Origin of the sequence: Dactylococcopsis salina PCC 8305, assembly GCF_000317615.1 — a bacterium.
Taxonomy (GTDB): Bacteria; Cyanobacteriota; Cyanobacteriia; order Cyanobacteriales; family Rubidibacteraceae; genus Halothece; species Halothece salina.
The window spans coordinates 3250036-3263818 of record NC_019780.1; the positions used below are offsets into that span (position 1 = coordinate 3250036).

Below are 13783 nucleotides of genomic sequence, written 5' to 3' on the forward strand. Positions count from 1 at the left end.
TGATGGGGTAAAAATTCAGGTCTTAACTAATCACTTATTGTTCATTCTTCATTGTTACTTGTCAATTGGAAAATTCCCTTATTTTTTAAGGTGTTAATTCGGGTAACAAGACCCGTTGCACCTTGTTCTCTCAAAATTGGTAATAATTCCGATGCTGATTTATTATTAAGCGCAAAAGAAATATTGTAGCTAATCACTTCTTTTGGGGCTAATTCGTTTAGGTAATCGGGGAGATCATTAATTAATTCCAGTTGATAATCCCCCTGACTTGTGGTTTCTAAATTGACGGTTTCTCTGGCAATAAACGGCGATCGTTGCAAGGTTAAGAAAAAGTAATTGACCGCTTCATAAGACTCGCCAATCCCTTCGATATTAAATTGAGTCCTCCCTTCCGTTTCTGATTGTTGTACAGAATTAACTTGAATATTATCAGGGGCGCGATCGCGCACATCTTCTAAAATCGCAGATAAAGGTTTAATTTTGTCAAAAATATTGGCGAACGCGGTCAGATTTTCCTGTGCTTGTTTTAAATCCTCTCGTTTTGCCGTCACTGCTTGCTGTTGATTTTGTACGGGTGCTAATTCTTGTTCCAACTGAGTAATTTCTTGCCGCACTTGATCCGTTCTTGCGGTGATCAGATACCAAGATCCTCCCACCAGCGCGGGGAAAGCAACTCCGATCGCAGCCCCAATAATTAAGGGTAAGTTCCCCTCTAGGGAAGGAAGCTGCAAACCTTTTTTCCCTTGAGTTTCCGTTTCTTTTTGCGGTTGTTCCTTTTCTCGGCGTTCTTTGAGCAGATTAACATCTAAACTATACATAGTGGCTTAAATTTCCTTCAGTGCTAAACCTAAAATTGTTCCTAAACCCGGACGCTGAGGAATGACAATCTCCTCATCTGTTTCTAGAGAAAGAGCATCAACCGGATCAATGCGAGTCGTGGGAATATTCAAACGTTGATTAAAGAAACTATCAATTTCTCCAATGCCAGCGCCGGGTCCGGCTAAAAGCATTTGTACCACTTCCATCCCCTCACTTTGGCTTAAATAATAATCCACCGATCGACGCACCTCGTCCGTTAATTCTCCTAAAACTCTTTGTAGTGCATTCATGCCAAGATTAAGAGGCGTGGTTTCCTCTTTCGTTTTCTCTGAAGAAATGGGAAGGGTCATTTCCTGTAACATTGATACTTGGCGAGACGGTGGAAGATTCATGGCACGACTTAAAGCGCTTTGCAATTGAAATGTACCAATGGGAACAGTGCGTTTAAATTCGGGAACACCATCCACGATAATCACTAATTCTGTGTTATCAAATTCAATATCGACTAACACCACTGCTTCTTGGGAAGGATATTGTCTTAATTGTTCCCTAATCGTGCGAATTAATGCTAAGGTGTTAACTTCAAGGGCATTGATTTTTAAGCCCACTTGCTCTTCAAAAATATCAAGATAAACATCGGTGACTTCTTTCCGAGTTGATATTAATAAGACTTGCACTTTTTCGATGCCATCTTCGTCAGCAAAATAACCGAGTTTTTGATAGTCTAAATCCATTTCTTCAATGGGATAAGGAAGGTAAAGCCCCGCTTCTTGGTTAAGGACAACATCCCTTAGTTCTTCTTCTGACAGTTCGGCGGGAACTGGTATAATGCTTAGAATGGAATCTCGCATCGGGACGGCGGTATTAACGGTTTTTGCTTTGATTTTATTTTCTTCCAGTGTCTCTTTGATTAAATCTGCTAGGGTGGGAGGATCAATGATTTTGCCATCGGAATAAACGCCTTCGGGAACTTCTTTGGTTGCTAAAAATTGCAGTTTATAGCCTCGGTCTGTATTTTGGACTTGAGAGACATTAATCTGGTTAGGAGTTAGCTCGATCGCCACCCCCTTTCCTTTCTTCTGTAAAAAGCTAGGAATATACTTTGAGAGTGGTTGTAGCATCTTTTTTTGTCATTGATTGTAAATCATTAACTTTCTTTTCACTCCTCACTTCTGCTTTAGGTGAATTGTTTCTTTATTCGGTCTTAATTTTTCCTTATTGATGACTTTACCTTCTCCTGAGAAGGGGTCGGTTCTTGCTAATCTCTCCTTTTAAAGAGAAAATCATAAAGACTGTAGTCAATGTAACTAAAATTTTGTGGTTAGGAGTGGTAGATCAGAACTGTTAATTGTTCATCTGTTATCCTACCCTAAAAGTTATCAGTTAAAACAAGTTAATTGTCGCTATTGAATTAAGGAGATTTAGTTTTGAAAAAAGTAGAAGCCATTATCCGACCCTTTAAACTCGATGAGGTGAAAATCGCCTTAGTGAATGCTGGTGTTGTGGGAATGACCGTTTCGGAAGTGCGCGGTTTCGGTCGCCAAAAAGGACAAACGGAACGTTATCGGGGTTCTGAATACACGGTGGAATTCCTACAAAAGCTCAAAATCGAAATTGTCATCCAAGAAGACCAAGTGGAAACCGTTGTTGATAAAATAGTCAACGCAGCCCGCACTGGGGAAATTGGTGATGGGAAAATCTTTATTTCACCAGTGGATGAAATTGTCCGCATTCGCACGGGTGAGAAAAATCTAGAAGCGGTTTAAGGTTAGCCCTTCAAGTTTGGGGGAATTGTTGCGCCCCCTCACCCCCAAGTTTGGGGGAATTGTTGCGCCCCCTGACCCCCAAGTTTGGGGGAATTGTTGCACCCCCTGACCCCCAAGTTTGGGGGAATTGTTGCGCCCCCCTTCGACAGGCTCAGATAAACAGTAGGTTGGGTGGAGTTTACGAAACCCAACACCTGATATCATAAAGAACAAAGAGATTCTCCTTACCTCTACGACCAGTCCCTTTACACAAGAAAGTCCAACGTTTCCCTTTGTATGAACCGAAGTATTTGTTTGCAACCCACTTTTTGGATTTATTTGGGTGTCGCCGACAACACCACTTCCAGAGGTACTGCCATACTCGATTTGAGATCTAGTTAAAGGTTTCTTTACTAACCACCCCTCTGTAGTAGTTAGCAAAACCTCGAAGAAGTGGATTTAGGACTTTAATGACTTCCTCTTGGGTGCAGGCTTTCATGTTGTTTAGGGTTTCCCCAATCTTTTTACAGAAGGCAAGCACCTTCTTTTTCTGGGGTTTAATCAGTAATTTGCCATTATAGTGACGTAAGTTGAACCCAAGAAAGTCAAAACCTTCTTCCATCGAGACGATTCTCGTCTTCTCCTCACTGATTTCCAGACCCCGTTCTAACATCCATTGCTTGATCTGGCATAGTATATGTTCTAAGCTTTCCTTATCCTTGGAAGTGACCACGAAATCATCCGCATAACGAATAACTCCGAGCTTGGGATTGACTGATTTGATGAAGTCTTCCAACCCATGCAATCCAATGTTAGCTAGCAGTGGGCTAATCACTCCACCTTGTGGTGTTCCCATGTCGGTAGGATTCAGTACACCCTGATCGAGATAACCAGCTTTTAACCACCCTTCAATTAAATCTCCACGTGGTACAGACTCAATTGCTGTCAGGATGGATTCATGGGCAATGTTATCGAAAAAGCCCTTAATATCAGCGTCTAGAACCCAGAGGTGCTTTGCCCCTTGAGGATTGTTATTTAGAAGTATCCAACATTGTCCTATAGCGTCGTGGCAACTCCGACCGCATCTAAACCCATAAGAATTAGGCTCAAACACAGCTTCCCATTCGGGTTCTAGTATATTTTTAACCATTGCTTGCGCGACTCTATACGCCAGTTAATCTGACTCCAGTCTGAAATCTCTCCCCTTAGTCCATTTGTCAACGTTATAGAAGACATCTAACTTCTCCTCGGGTTCGTCACCCTTGTAAACTTCACTTTCATATAAGACCCAAGGCAAGTCTGCTGTTCCTTTCGGTCAGAGGTAATCTTCCAACCTCTATCCACCCCATTACGGGTTGGCGTTCGCTTTTTGCCTCATCTTCTGCCCTCCAGAGAGTTGTGGGTTCGTTACCTCCCCCCTACTCCCGACTCGACCAGTCAAAAGACTCTGTAGGGTTTACCCTGTTGTATCGATTGAACATACGACTTGGTTAGGATGGCTGACTATTCTGCGGAAGGAATTATGTTTCCCACGTCATTACGAAACTTGAGCGTAACAACCACCTTCTCACCATTTTGGTTACAGCCTATCAGGAATAATTTGGCTGTTTCCTTGTAACGCAGTTTATTCATCAGCTTAGACTGTGTTCATCCTTCCAATTCTCCTCCTAGCACGGAAACCGGTTAATTCCTACCAGCAGCCGTTACGTTTGGGGCGTGCATTCCACTCCGTTCATTGCTTACTAGGAGCGTCGCCACTCTCCATGTATAGAAGAGCTTTCCACGAAGGACATAGGTGGAAATCCCTGTGGTGTAAGGGTTACACCGCTTCAACCGACCAGTTCAGGTCGCACTAAGTTGTCAAGGTTCTGTACCCCGAAGGGTTCTAACCAAGCCTCGGCTTATAACCCGCAGTTCATGAGAACTACAGCGTTTTTTACCGAGAACGAATCGCACCCTTCCTTTGATCTTAGCTCCTCCTCAGCAGGATGAAGAAAGGTTAAGAATTTCTGGAAATAATGCCGAGAAGGCTTGACCGCGATGGCTGACTTTTTGTTTAAGTGTGGATTCCATTTCGGCAAAGGTTTTTTGCAGTGCGGGAAAGTAGAAAACTGGATCGTAACCAAAGCCATTATTACCGCGTGGTGATCGCAGGATTTCTCCTCGACAGCGTCTTTCCCTCTCTAAGGCGATCGAGCCGTCGGGAAGGGCGATCGCAACGGCGCAAATAAACTCAGCTTCTCGCTGGGGGGTGTCTCCCAGTTCCCTTAATAACCGCGCAATGCGTTCTTCATCGGTGTTCGCATAACGAGCGGAATAAATCCCTGGTGCGCCATTGAGAGCCGCCACTGCTAACCCAGAATCATCCGCGATCGCGCATTTTCCCATTGCTTGCGCCACTGTTCTCGCTTTTAATTGTGCATTCTCCCGAAAACTCGTTCCGGTCTCTTCTACCTCCAATTCTGGCGGTTTGAGAGTGAGTTCCCAATCCAACTGACTGAGATAGGTTTGCATTTCTGCCAATTTGCCAGGGTTACTGGTGGCAACAATTAGTTGTTTCATCACAGTTTTTTATTTTTTCGCTTTTACAATGGAGGGAGGGAGCGTAAATTAATTGTCAATTTTTCCTGATTCATTGTCAATTATTGGGAGGAGGGATCATGTTAGTGATATTAATGGATGAACAAATCCTATCACCGAAGCAAGTCTGTCAGAACTGTTTACTCGCTGACCGTAGCGGTTCTCCACGTTGGCGACAAGGACATCTCTGCTGTGGGAAAATGTTAAGAGGTTGTAGTGAGCAACAGCCAGAACTCTACGAATGTCAGATGGGTTTTTGCGTTGCTCATTTAAGCGCAAAATCAATGCCGATTATACAATAAAAGAATCTCGATAAAACTAGGAGTTAATTAACATGGCTGGTCGTGGCAATACTGAAATTCAAGACCGATTTTTTGCAGCGTTACCTTACGTTCTACCTTTAATTTATGTGCTTCCTTTTGGAATGTCTCTCTTAAGGCAGTTCCCAATTTTACAATTCATTTATGCTCCCTTACAACCGATTATTTCGATTTATTATGGGTTTCCTTTTGCGGGATTAATTATTTTCTTTGTCTTACTCTTTGCTGTGGTGAGAAATGAAAATATTAGCCATTTTATTCGGTTTAATACGATGCAAGCGATTTTACTCGACATTCTACTGGTTTTGATTCGCTTTGCCGCTCAGATTCTTGGTGCTGGTTTTCGATCGGGGGGCGGTTTGTTAGCAGAAACCTTTTCTAACATGGTGTTTCTCGGAATTTTAGCCACTTGTACCTTTGGCATTGTTCAATCTGCACGAGGCATTTATGCGGAGATTCCAGCGATTTCAGAAGCGGTAAATGGACAGGTGCGTTAATGATCCGTTAGGATTTTTTTCCTTGATTAGAAGGGATGAGATAATTTTCTAGTGAGCCAATGCCTTCAATTTCGATGCGAACTCGATCGTTGATTTGCATGGGTCCGACTCCGGCGGGAGTTCCAGTGAGAATCACATCTCCAGGTACAAGGGTCATAATGTCGGAAATCTGAGCGACTAATTGCTCGATCGAAAACACCATTTCCGTCAATAAAGCGGATTGTCGCGGTTGAGTTTCGTCGTTGATAAAAGTCTGTAAAGTCGCTCCTGCGCTTAAATCACGGACAATCCAGGGACCGAGGGGACAAAAGCTGTCAAAGCCTTTCGCTCTTGTCCATTGACCATCTTTCCGTTGTAAATCTCTAGCGGTGACATCATTGGCGATCGTGTAGCCCCAGAGTTTACTACGAGCTTGTTCAGGGGGACAATACCGAATCCGCTCACCGATCACGATCGCCAGTTCCCCCTCATAATCGACTTGTGCGGTGGCTTGAGGATAGTAAATCGGCTTTTCATGGGCGGTAACGGCGGTGGGAGGTTTCAGGAAAAGTAAAGGCTCTTTTGGCACTTCTCCCCCCATTTCCGCCGCGTGTTGCTGGTAGTTTTTTCCTACTGCGATAATTTTAGTGGGAGCGCAGGGGGCGAGGAGTTCGTAGGTTTCGGGTTCGAGTTTGAGGTCGGTGGGTTGTCCTCCTAACCAAGATGGCGCATCTAAGACTTGTACGCTTCGATCGAGCTGCAAGAGTCCGTAATAAGTCTGCGCTTGGGTGGTTTTAACTCGGACGTAGCGTTGCACCATAATCAGTTAACAATAAATAATTGATAGCTTATGCTTCTGTTCCAGTTGGAGAACTGGTCTAAACTCTCATTGTAAATGTTCAGAATCAGATTTTGATGCTTTTTCTGGTAAATGCGCTCGATCGCGTCCTTTAACAAAAACAGCAGCTAAACTGACGACACCACCTGTACCAATAAACCCCCCAGCCCACTGTGAACCATTAACTGCAACATAACCCCCCATACCGACGGTGAAAAGACCAATAACTAAGCCAAAAATCTGCCCTAACGTTCTATCCCGATGTTCTAAATTAATACTCTTTTCATCATTCTTAACTACATCCTGTTCAACTTGATTCCTACGCTGTTGTTCTTGCTTTTCTTGTTGATGTCGGTGTAGTTGTTCTCGTTCTTCTTGTTGATGACGATGATCCTGTTCTTTCTGGATCATTTGAATTGCCACTTCTAGGAGTCCTAACTGTTGATATTGCTGTAACTTCTCTGGTTCAGGAAGAGGATCAGAAGTTGTGCTAATTTCAAAACCAAAACTTACCCCCTGATTTGATGGATGATTTTGTTGATAGGAGGCTTGTAAATCGGGAAGAATAACCGAACTATCTTTCTGGTTCGGATCATTAGGATTGGGAGAAGTTTCTGGAGTTTGGTTCGAATCATTCATGTCCTTCGGTAAATTTTTCTTTTTTTGTTACTTCCAAAGCCTTCTGAAAATCTTTCCTCACTTTCATGCGATCCGAATACAAAGCACGTTGATCCTCTTGTAGTGAACCTAAATGTTGACGATGTAAATGTTGACGATGCAAGTAGGGACGATATCTTCTTTGAGGAGGGGGAGGCATAATTTCTAATACGGAAGTCATTCCTTCCCAAAAATCCCTCCAGCAAACTGTAAATTTCTTTTTTGGATGTTGATTATCAACTATTTTGATCATGTTAGCCTTAAAACCATTCTCAGCTATAGTAACCCCTCATGTTTCCCAAAAAAGAAGGGAATTAGGAGGTTTTCTATTAATGGTTCTCCTCCTCGATGGTCACTAATTTGGATCGTTATTTTTTGTTCTAACTTATTCAGGAAGCTGAAGAGACGAATCTCAGAAAAAAGATGATATTTCCCTTGCATTAAACAGAGAGCTTCTGAGGATTTAATTTCCAGTAACGAAGCAATTTCTTCCTGTTTCAACTGACGGTTTTCCAAAAGTTTACGCAACGCATAACCCAGTTTAGCTCGAATCAGGAGTTCTTCAGCATCTTCTAACGCCAAGTCAGCAAATACATTACCACTACTTTCTATGAATCCAGCAACATTTTCTCCTTCACTCATTTTCTTTCCTCCTGCGATTTTTCCACTGCTTGTTGATAACACTTTTTAATAGCGAAATCGGTTGCCAATTGTCCTTAAGTCCAAACTGTCAACCGATCGCGCTCCAGATTCCGATTTAAATATCCAAATCTGTGAGATTGAGTTGCGGTCCGTAAGTTTCGATAAACTCCCGACGGGGGGCGACGCGATCGCCCATTAACACGGTAAAGATGCGATCGGCTTCCGCTGCGTCTTCAATCTGTACTCGTTTCAGGGTGCGACTTTCAGGATTCATCGTCGTTTCCCAAAGTTGTAGCGGCATCATTTCCCCTAAACCCTTAAACCGTTGTAGGGTGTAATTGGCATTACTGGGAAACTCCCGAATAAGATTTTGCATTTCTCGATCGCTGTAGCAATAATAATGTTGTTTCCCGCGTTCCACTTTATACAGGGGAGGACAAGCAATATAAACATAGCCCTCTTCAATCAGCGCTCGTTGGTAACGATAGAAGAAGGTTAAGAGCAACGTTCTTATGTGCGCTCCGTCAACATCAGCGTCAGTATTGTGAGCGCAAAGCCCACCCACACCACAAATAAAGTTTTCATCTCCCTCAACGGAAAAATCATAGACATAATTCCCTGTCAATTCTACCGCTTGCTGATCAACCACTTGTAACCCCATCAAATCCTCACTAATGGGAAAATAGTCTGGTTTTCGTTGTCTCGGTTTTTCCAGATGATCTTCTAGTTTTTTCGCATTCGGGTGACGCTGCCAAATTTGCTTAAAATTGGCTAACTGTTGCTTTTGACAAAGACTAATGGTGTAATAAGGATGACGAGTTTGAATCGGCGCACTTGCTGGGAGATTAGGTTGATGTTCGGTTGTGGTTGCAATTAATCCTAACTGACCAAAGAGATACAGCAAACCATCCTTAAGCAGTTTTCCGTTAGTTGTGAAAGAAATATGACCCTCAGCAATTGTGCCATCACCGAGAAAATATCCCTCTAAAAACGCGAGTTGTAACGGTTCACTAACACTAAACACCAGATCAGGAAGTTGTTTGTGATGGGCTAATTTTCCCAGATTCCAAGCCCGAATTAACCGTGCTGCCATGACGCTATGGAAATAAAGTTTAATCCCTTTGCTGTCGGGGTCATAGTAACAGCGAGGAGTTTCACCAAAAACTGTTTCGATGGTCTGGGTTAACTCGTTGATCAAGGGTTCATCTTTTTTACCAAGATTGAGACTAACTTGATGTTTGCTTAACGTTCCTTCTGCGACGTACCAACCCAAAAACCATAATAACTCTTGTGTTACAGGAAGAATGCGATCGAATCCCTTATCAATATGAGCGCGAGGAACGATTTTCACTTGATCGCCTAACGTTAACAGTTCACTGGGAGTAAAATCAGCAAATCGTTTGTAATCACTAATTTCTCGCCAACGTTTATGATCACTGTCTTCCTCATCCGTAAAATAGCGATCGATTTTTGATGGGAGAGTTTGATAAACAATGTTTTCGTTGCCACCAATTGCTTCCAGATAAGAGAGAAAATTAGGAAGAGTGGGATGATTAACGCCTCGTTCCCAATGACTAATCGTAATTGGCTGTTTCACCCCACAAGCAACCGCAACTTGTTTTTGAGTAACTCCTAAATCCTGACGTTGAGTGACTAACTGTTTCCAATTCACCGCATCGAGTTGAACACGAGGTTCACTTAACAAGTCTGGACGTTCTACTTTCGCTAAAACTCTCGCTGCTGCCACTTTACGAACCGTCTCTCCTTGTAAATACAAATTTTCTGTGAGTCCAGCTTCATAAAACGTCCGAAGTAAATCAATTTTCACCATTGGTTCACAAGGACGAGGTAAACGACGACTCGCAACTAACCAGTCTCCAGGGCGAATTTCATTTCCTTTTTTGAGACGAACTTCCCCATCTTCATAAACAAAGACACTGTGAGAAGAGGTAACTTTCACGGAACGCTGATAACGAGTGGTAATTTTATACATGGATTCTTCATGTCCATGACGAATCACCTCTTTGAGAGGACGGAAACGAGTTTGGTGGGTTTTGGGGTCAAAAGACATCACCTGATAGCGTTCTTTGGTGCGTCTTCCTTCCACACAATCATCAATAAATTGACCAATAGAAACTAATTCAGTTTTTCCCGTGTCATCTTGAACGAGAGTAGGTTCATCTCCCGCAACACTCATAATCACAGCGCGATGGTAACGCAGTTGGGATAAATCAAATTCTTCTCCTTTCACCCCTAATCCTAATGCTGTAATTAGAGATTGAATCTCATTGTTTTTATAGATTTTGCTGTCGTCGGTTTTTTCAATGTTAAGGATTTTACCTCGGAGGGGGAGAATCGCTTGAAACCGTCTGTCTCGCCCTTGTTTAGCGCTGTTATGAACAAAAACGCCACTGGCGAGGGCAAAATTATGAGTGTGAGGAACTTCGATGTCATAAACATCGGTTTTTGTGGGTGAAGTTTCCACTGCGATCACTTGGTAAGATCGATCGAGAACTGTGGTTGAAGAGAGTTGAGGGTTTCCTCCGATTTCCTGTAATGACTGACCTCGATCGAGTTGGGAAGTTGCTTTGGGAAGAGACTTCAATAAGTCATTAGGAGTCAAACGGGAAGCGGCTTTATAACTTCCATCCCGTAACATGAACCGATGATCGGGAGTACAGACGAGATTTTCTCCGTTATCTAGGATAAGTTTAATGACTGCTGCGTTAGCTTTAGTCCGCCGCGCATTAATAATTTTTTCTAGCGCGATCGTGCCATCATCTCGAATGGTGTAACAGAAATTTTGTTTTCCTGCGGCTTCTTCCGCCACCAGTTGCTTAAAACTAACACATCGTCCATCCGCAAGAGCGACTTCTGTATCCCCATCAAAACAGCCACCAGCGCTGTCTCCTTCCACAATGAAAATCTCTGACTCGGCGGGATCACGAGAACTACAGTCAGCCAATTTACCAGGGAGGGGAGACGATTCTAAAACAGACTTACGACGAACTAACTCTCTGGCGCGTCTGGCAGCTTCTGCGGCTTTAAATGCTTGAATCGCTTTCTCTAAAATCGCATCAGCGACATTGGGATTAAACTCTAAAAACTCGGTGAGGGTTTCTCCGACGAGAGAATCAACAATTCCTCTCACTTCCGTGTTCCCTAACTTCGTCTTGGTTTGTCCTTCAAATTCGGGTTCGGGAACTTTCACCGAAATCACCGCCGTTAATCCTTCTCGGATATTTTCCCCAGCGAGATTAGAATCGTTTTCTTTCAATTTGTTGCGTTTACGGGCGATATTATTCATGGTACGGGTTAAAACTGTCTTCAACCCTTCCAAATGCGTTCCCCCGTCAATGGTGCGGATATTATTGGCAAACCCTAAAATCGTGTCACTGTAAGCATCAATACACCACTGAAACGCGACTTCGACTTGTACGCCTTCTTTCTCCCCTTCTACATAAATAATATCGGGATGGAGGGCTTGTTTTTCTCCCACCATATAACCCACATATTCTTTGATTCCCCCTTCATAACAATAGGTTTCGGTGCGTGATTCTTCGGGGTTACGTCGATCGCTAAAGGTAATTTTAACGCCAGCATTGAGATAAGCAAGTTCTCTGAGTCTTCCTGAAAGGGTGTTATAGTCGAACTCGATACCAGTGCTGAAAATTTCTGTATCGGGTAGGAATTGGAGAGAAGTCCCCGTTTCTGGGCTAGGATCAGGTTCGTTTTGTAATTCACTGACGGGGATTCCTCGTTCGTAGCGTTGCTTATAAGCGGTTTGTTCCCGTCTCACGGTCACTTCTACCCATCGAGAAAGGGCGTTTACGACAGATACGCCAACGCCATGTAATCCCCCAGAGACTTTGTAGCCACCGCCGCCGAATTTACCTCCCGCGTGTAATACGGTCATTACGGTTTCCAGTGCTGATTTTCCTGTGCGAGAATGGGTTTCCACGGGGATGCCGCGACCATTATCGGATACGGTGACAGAACCATCTGGGTTAATATCGATCTCAATGTGGGTACAATAGCCAGCAAGTGCCTCGTCGATCGAGTTGTCCACCACTTCATAAACGAGATGATGGAGTCCTTTCGGTCCAGTGGAACCAATGTACATCCCTGGACGTTTGCGGACGGGTTCTAAACCTTCGAGAACTTGTATCTGTTCAGCACCGTAACTGTTGGTCATGGGTTTCTCCAAATTTAAGCGATAAGCCTTTTCAATTGCCTTTTAGGTCAAAATCTTCGGAAATTGTAACACAAAAGCGTTAGAGAATGCTTTACCCTTGTTTCCAATTAGTTTTTTTGTGTCGATGCCAGTTTGATCGAGTTCCGTCCCGAATTCCCGATCGCGCTAACTTCAGAGAAGAAAAATTTGATTAGGTGTTTGTTTAAAAGCGGGAAACGTTGGTGAAACAATGGGATCATCGCCTCTACATTGCTTAATTTGATACTCCCCTTCAATTAATTGATAGATTGAAAATGTTGGCTGTTTGGGATTACCTAAAAAATTTCGTCCTCCCAATGCTGCATAATCAACAATCCAGTATTCAGGAATTCCTAATTCTTCGTAATCTGCTCGTTTTTTGAAGTAGTCATCCCGCCAATTTGTACTAACTACTTCTACAATTAATTTTACTGATTCGGCTTTTTCAATAATTGATTCACTTCCCCAACGAGATTCAGTAGCGATCGCGTCTTGATCAATAACAATAATATCAGGTTCATAGCCTGATTTGCCATTACTTGATTTGACAATTGACTCTCTGGGAATTGTCCATTTTCCTCGTTTCCCCATTTCAATAATTGTAAGGATTAATTCTTCCATTAGAAATCCTGTTACGATCGAGTGTTTTCCTTTCGGTTTTGGCATTTCCACAACAATTTCATCATGGAGTTCATAGTGTCTTTCTCGGTTAACATATTGGGCGTTAAATTCATCAAACGTAATGTTTTTTGCTAAAGTTTGAATCATAATCGCTTCTGTTTGATTAAAGTTTAAATTGTCCAATCTTCGATCGATAAGTTTGGAACTTTTTTAAAGTCCTGTGTGTTGCGCGTCAGTAAAATTAATCCGCGAGATACAGCGATCGAAGCGATTCGCAAATCCATTGTTTTCAGTTGAATGTTCTGAGCTTGCAAACCCTGAAATGTTATCATCGCAGCGCGATCAAAAGCAATAAGCGGTAACGTTGCAAAATCTCTTGCTAGACGAGACATGATCGCATAGCCTGTGACAACTTGATCAGGATGACGAGCGCGACTAATATAAGTGTGAGCACCAAGCAATTGTTCATGGAATGTCACAATCGAAACTGCAAAATCTGAATGGGGATATTGATTGATTCGATTTGATAGATTAGCATAATCTCCACCTGTTTTTCGCTGGATAATGCTCAAATGGTCAGTGTCTAACAAGTATTTCATTCTTCATTGATTGCTTGTCCAGTAAGGGGGTCTATTTCTTCACTACGAATTGCTTTTCCATAAGCGATGACTGCTTCAAAAGCAGATTCATCTTCAAAAGAACCTGTTACCTGTTTTAACCAGTTTTTTGATTGAGATTCATTCAATTCTTCTCGTAATTCTTTAATTTCAGACTCGATCCTTGTTATGCGCTTTTCTAGAAAAAGTTTTGTATTCATTTTATCTTTCTCCTTTGGTGATTGATCGCCTCTACCTACCATAATAACCTTCTTC

15 protein-coding genes are annotated in these 13783 nt (G+C 42.7%); 3 read left to right on the plus strand and 12 right to left on the minus strand.

Features of this window, described 5'->3' with window-relative positions; translation table 11 throughout:
* Window positions 1–41 precede the first annotated feature (41 nt).
* Window positions 42–818, minus strand: a complete 777-nt coding sequence (locus DACSA_RS15545) for a PilN domain-containing protein (protein WP_015230662.1) — start codon at window positions 816–818, stop codon at window positions 42–44.
* A 6-nt stretch (window positions 819–824) separates the two neighbouring features.
* Window positions 825–1940 carry a type IV pilus assembly protein PilM gene (gene pilM / locus DACSA_RS15550; protein ID WP_015230663.1) on the minus strand — a complete coding sequence of 372 codons (1116 nt, stop codon included), beginning with the start codon at window positions 1938–1940 and terminating at the stop codon, window positions 825–827.
* Between the two features lie 306 nt (window positions 1941–2246).
* On the opposite strand from pilM, the gene DACSA_RS15555 reads away from it, so the two are divergent.
* The gene (locus DACSA_RS15555; RefSeq protein ID WP_015230664.1) at window positions 2247–2585 is read left to right on the plus strand and encodes a P-II family nitrogen regulator; all 339 of its coding nucleotides are present in this window, start codon (window positions 2247–2249) and stop codon (window positions 2583–2585) included.
* A 373-nt stretch (window positions 2586–2958) separates the two neighbouring features.
* Here DACSA_RS15555 and DACSA_RS15565 read toward each other — a convergent pair whose 3' ends face one another.
* Together DACSA_RS15565 and rdgB are read right to left on the minus strand one after the other, a co-directional pair.
* Complete coding sequence (locus tag DACSA_RS15565; protein WP_408605634.1) at window positions 2959–3738, minus strand: reverse transcriptase domain-containing protein; 780 nt, start codon at window positions 3736–3738, stop codon at window positions 2959–2961.
* An 806-nt stretch (window positions 3739–4544) separates the two neighbouring features.
* Window positions 4545–5126: an RdgB/HAM1 family non-canonical purine NTP pyrophosphatase gene (rdgB, locus tag DACSA_RS15570; protein WP_015230665.1), complete on the minus strand. Its 582-nt coding sequence runs from the start codon at window positions 5124–5126 to the stop codon at window positions 4545–4547.
* 98 nt (window positions 5127–5224) lie between these two features.
* On the opposite strand from rdgB, the gene DACSA_RS19375 reads away from it, so the two are divergent.
* Window positions 5225–5446 (plus strand): hypothetical protein, encoded by a 222-nt coding sequence (locus tag DACSA_RS19375; protein WP_015230666.1) that lies wholly within the window; start codon window positions 5225–5227, stop codon window positions 5444–5446.
* Between the two features lie 32 nt (window positions 5447–5478).
* Window positions 5479–5961 carry a Tic20 family protein gene (locus DACSA_RS15575; RefSeq protein WP_015230667.1) on the plus strand — a complete coding sequence of 161 codons (483 nt, stop codon included), beginning with the start codon at window positions 5479–5481 and terminating at the stop codon, window positions 5959–5961.
* A gap of 7 nt (window positions 5962–5968) precedes the next feature.
* Here the strand turns inward: DACSA_RS15575 and DACSA_RS15580 are convergent, their stop codons facing one another.
* The 8 genes from DACSA_RS15580 to DACSA_RS15615 form a co-directional block, all read right to left on the minus strand.
* On the minus strand, window positions 5969–6760 hold the full coding sequence (locus DACSA_RS15580) for a fumarylacetoacetate hydrolase family protein (protein WP_015230668.1): 792 nt from the start codon (window positions 6758–6760) through the stop codon (window positions 5969–5971).
* 66 nt (window positions 6761–6826) lie between these two features.
* On the minus strand, window positions 6827–7417 hold the full coding sequence (locus tag DACSA_RS15585; protein ID WP_015230669.1) for a hypothetical protein: 591 nt from the start codon (window positions 7415–7417) through the stop codon (window positions 6827–6829).
* Window positions 7410–7616 carry a hypothetical protein gene (locus DACSA_RS15590; RefSeq protein ID WP_156800820.1) on the minus strand — a complete coding sequence of 69 codons (207 nt, stop codon included), beginning with the start codon at window positions 7614–7616 and terminating at the stop codon, window positions 7410–7412. The genes DACSA_RS15585 and DACSA_RS15590 overlap by 8 nt, the downstream gene beginning before the upstream one ends.
* A gap of 95 nt (window positions 7617–7711) precedes the next feature.
* Window positions 7712–8077 carry a helix-turn-helix domain-containing protein gene (locus DACSA_RS15595; protein ID WP_015230671.1) on the minus strand — a complete coding sequence of 122 codons (366 nt, stop codon included), beginning with the start codon at window positions 8075–8077 and terminating at the stop codon, window positions 7712–7714.
* 115 nt (window positions 8078–8192) lie between these two features.
* A complete protein-coding gene (locus DACSA_RS15600) occupies window positions 8193–12272 on the minus strand; it encodes an ATP-binding protein (protein WP_015230672.1) in 4080 nt (1359 codons plus the stop codon).
* 171 nt (window positions 12273–12443) lie between these two features.
* The gene (locus DACSA_RS15605) at window positions 12444–13058 is read right to left on the minus strand and encodes a Uma2 family endonuclease (RefSeq protein WP_015230673.1); all 615 of its coding nucleotides are present in this window, start codon (window positions 13056–13058) and stop codon (window positions 12444–12446) included.
* A 23-nt stretch (window positions 13059–13081) separates the two neighbouring features.
* Window positions 13082–13510 carry a type II toxin-antitoxin system VapC family toxin gene (locus DACSA_RS15610; protein WP_015230674.1) on the minus strand — a complete coding sequence of 143 codons (429 nt, stop codon included), beginning with the start codon at window positions 13508–13510 and terminating at the stop codon, window positions 13082–13084.
* Window positions 13507–13728: a hypothetical protein gene (locus tag DACSA_RS15615; RefSeq protein ID WP_015230675.1), complete on the minus strand. Its 222-nt coding sequence runs from the start codon at window positions 13726–13728 to the stop codon at window positions 13507–13509. Before DACSA_RS15615 ends, DACSA_RS15610 begins: the two co-directional genes overlap by 4 nt.
* Window positions 13729–13783 lie beyond the last annotated feature (55 nt).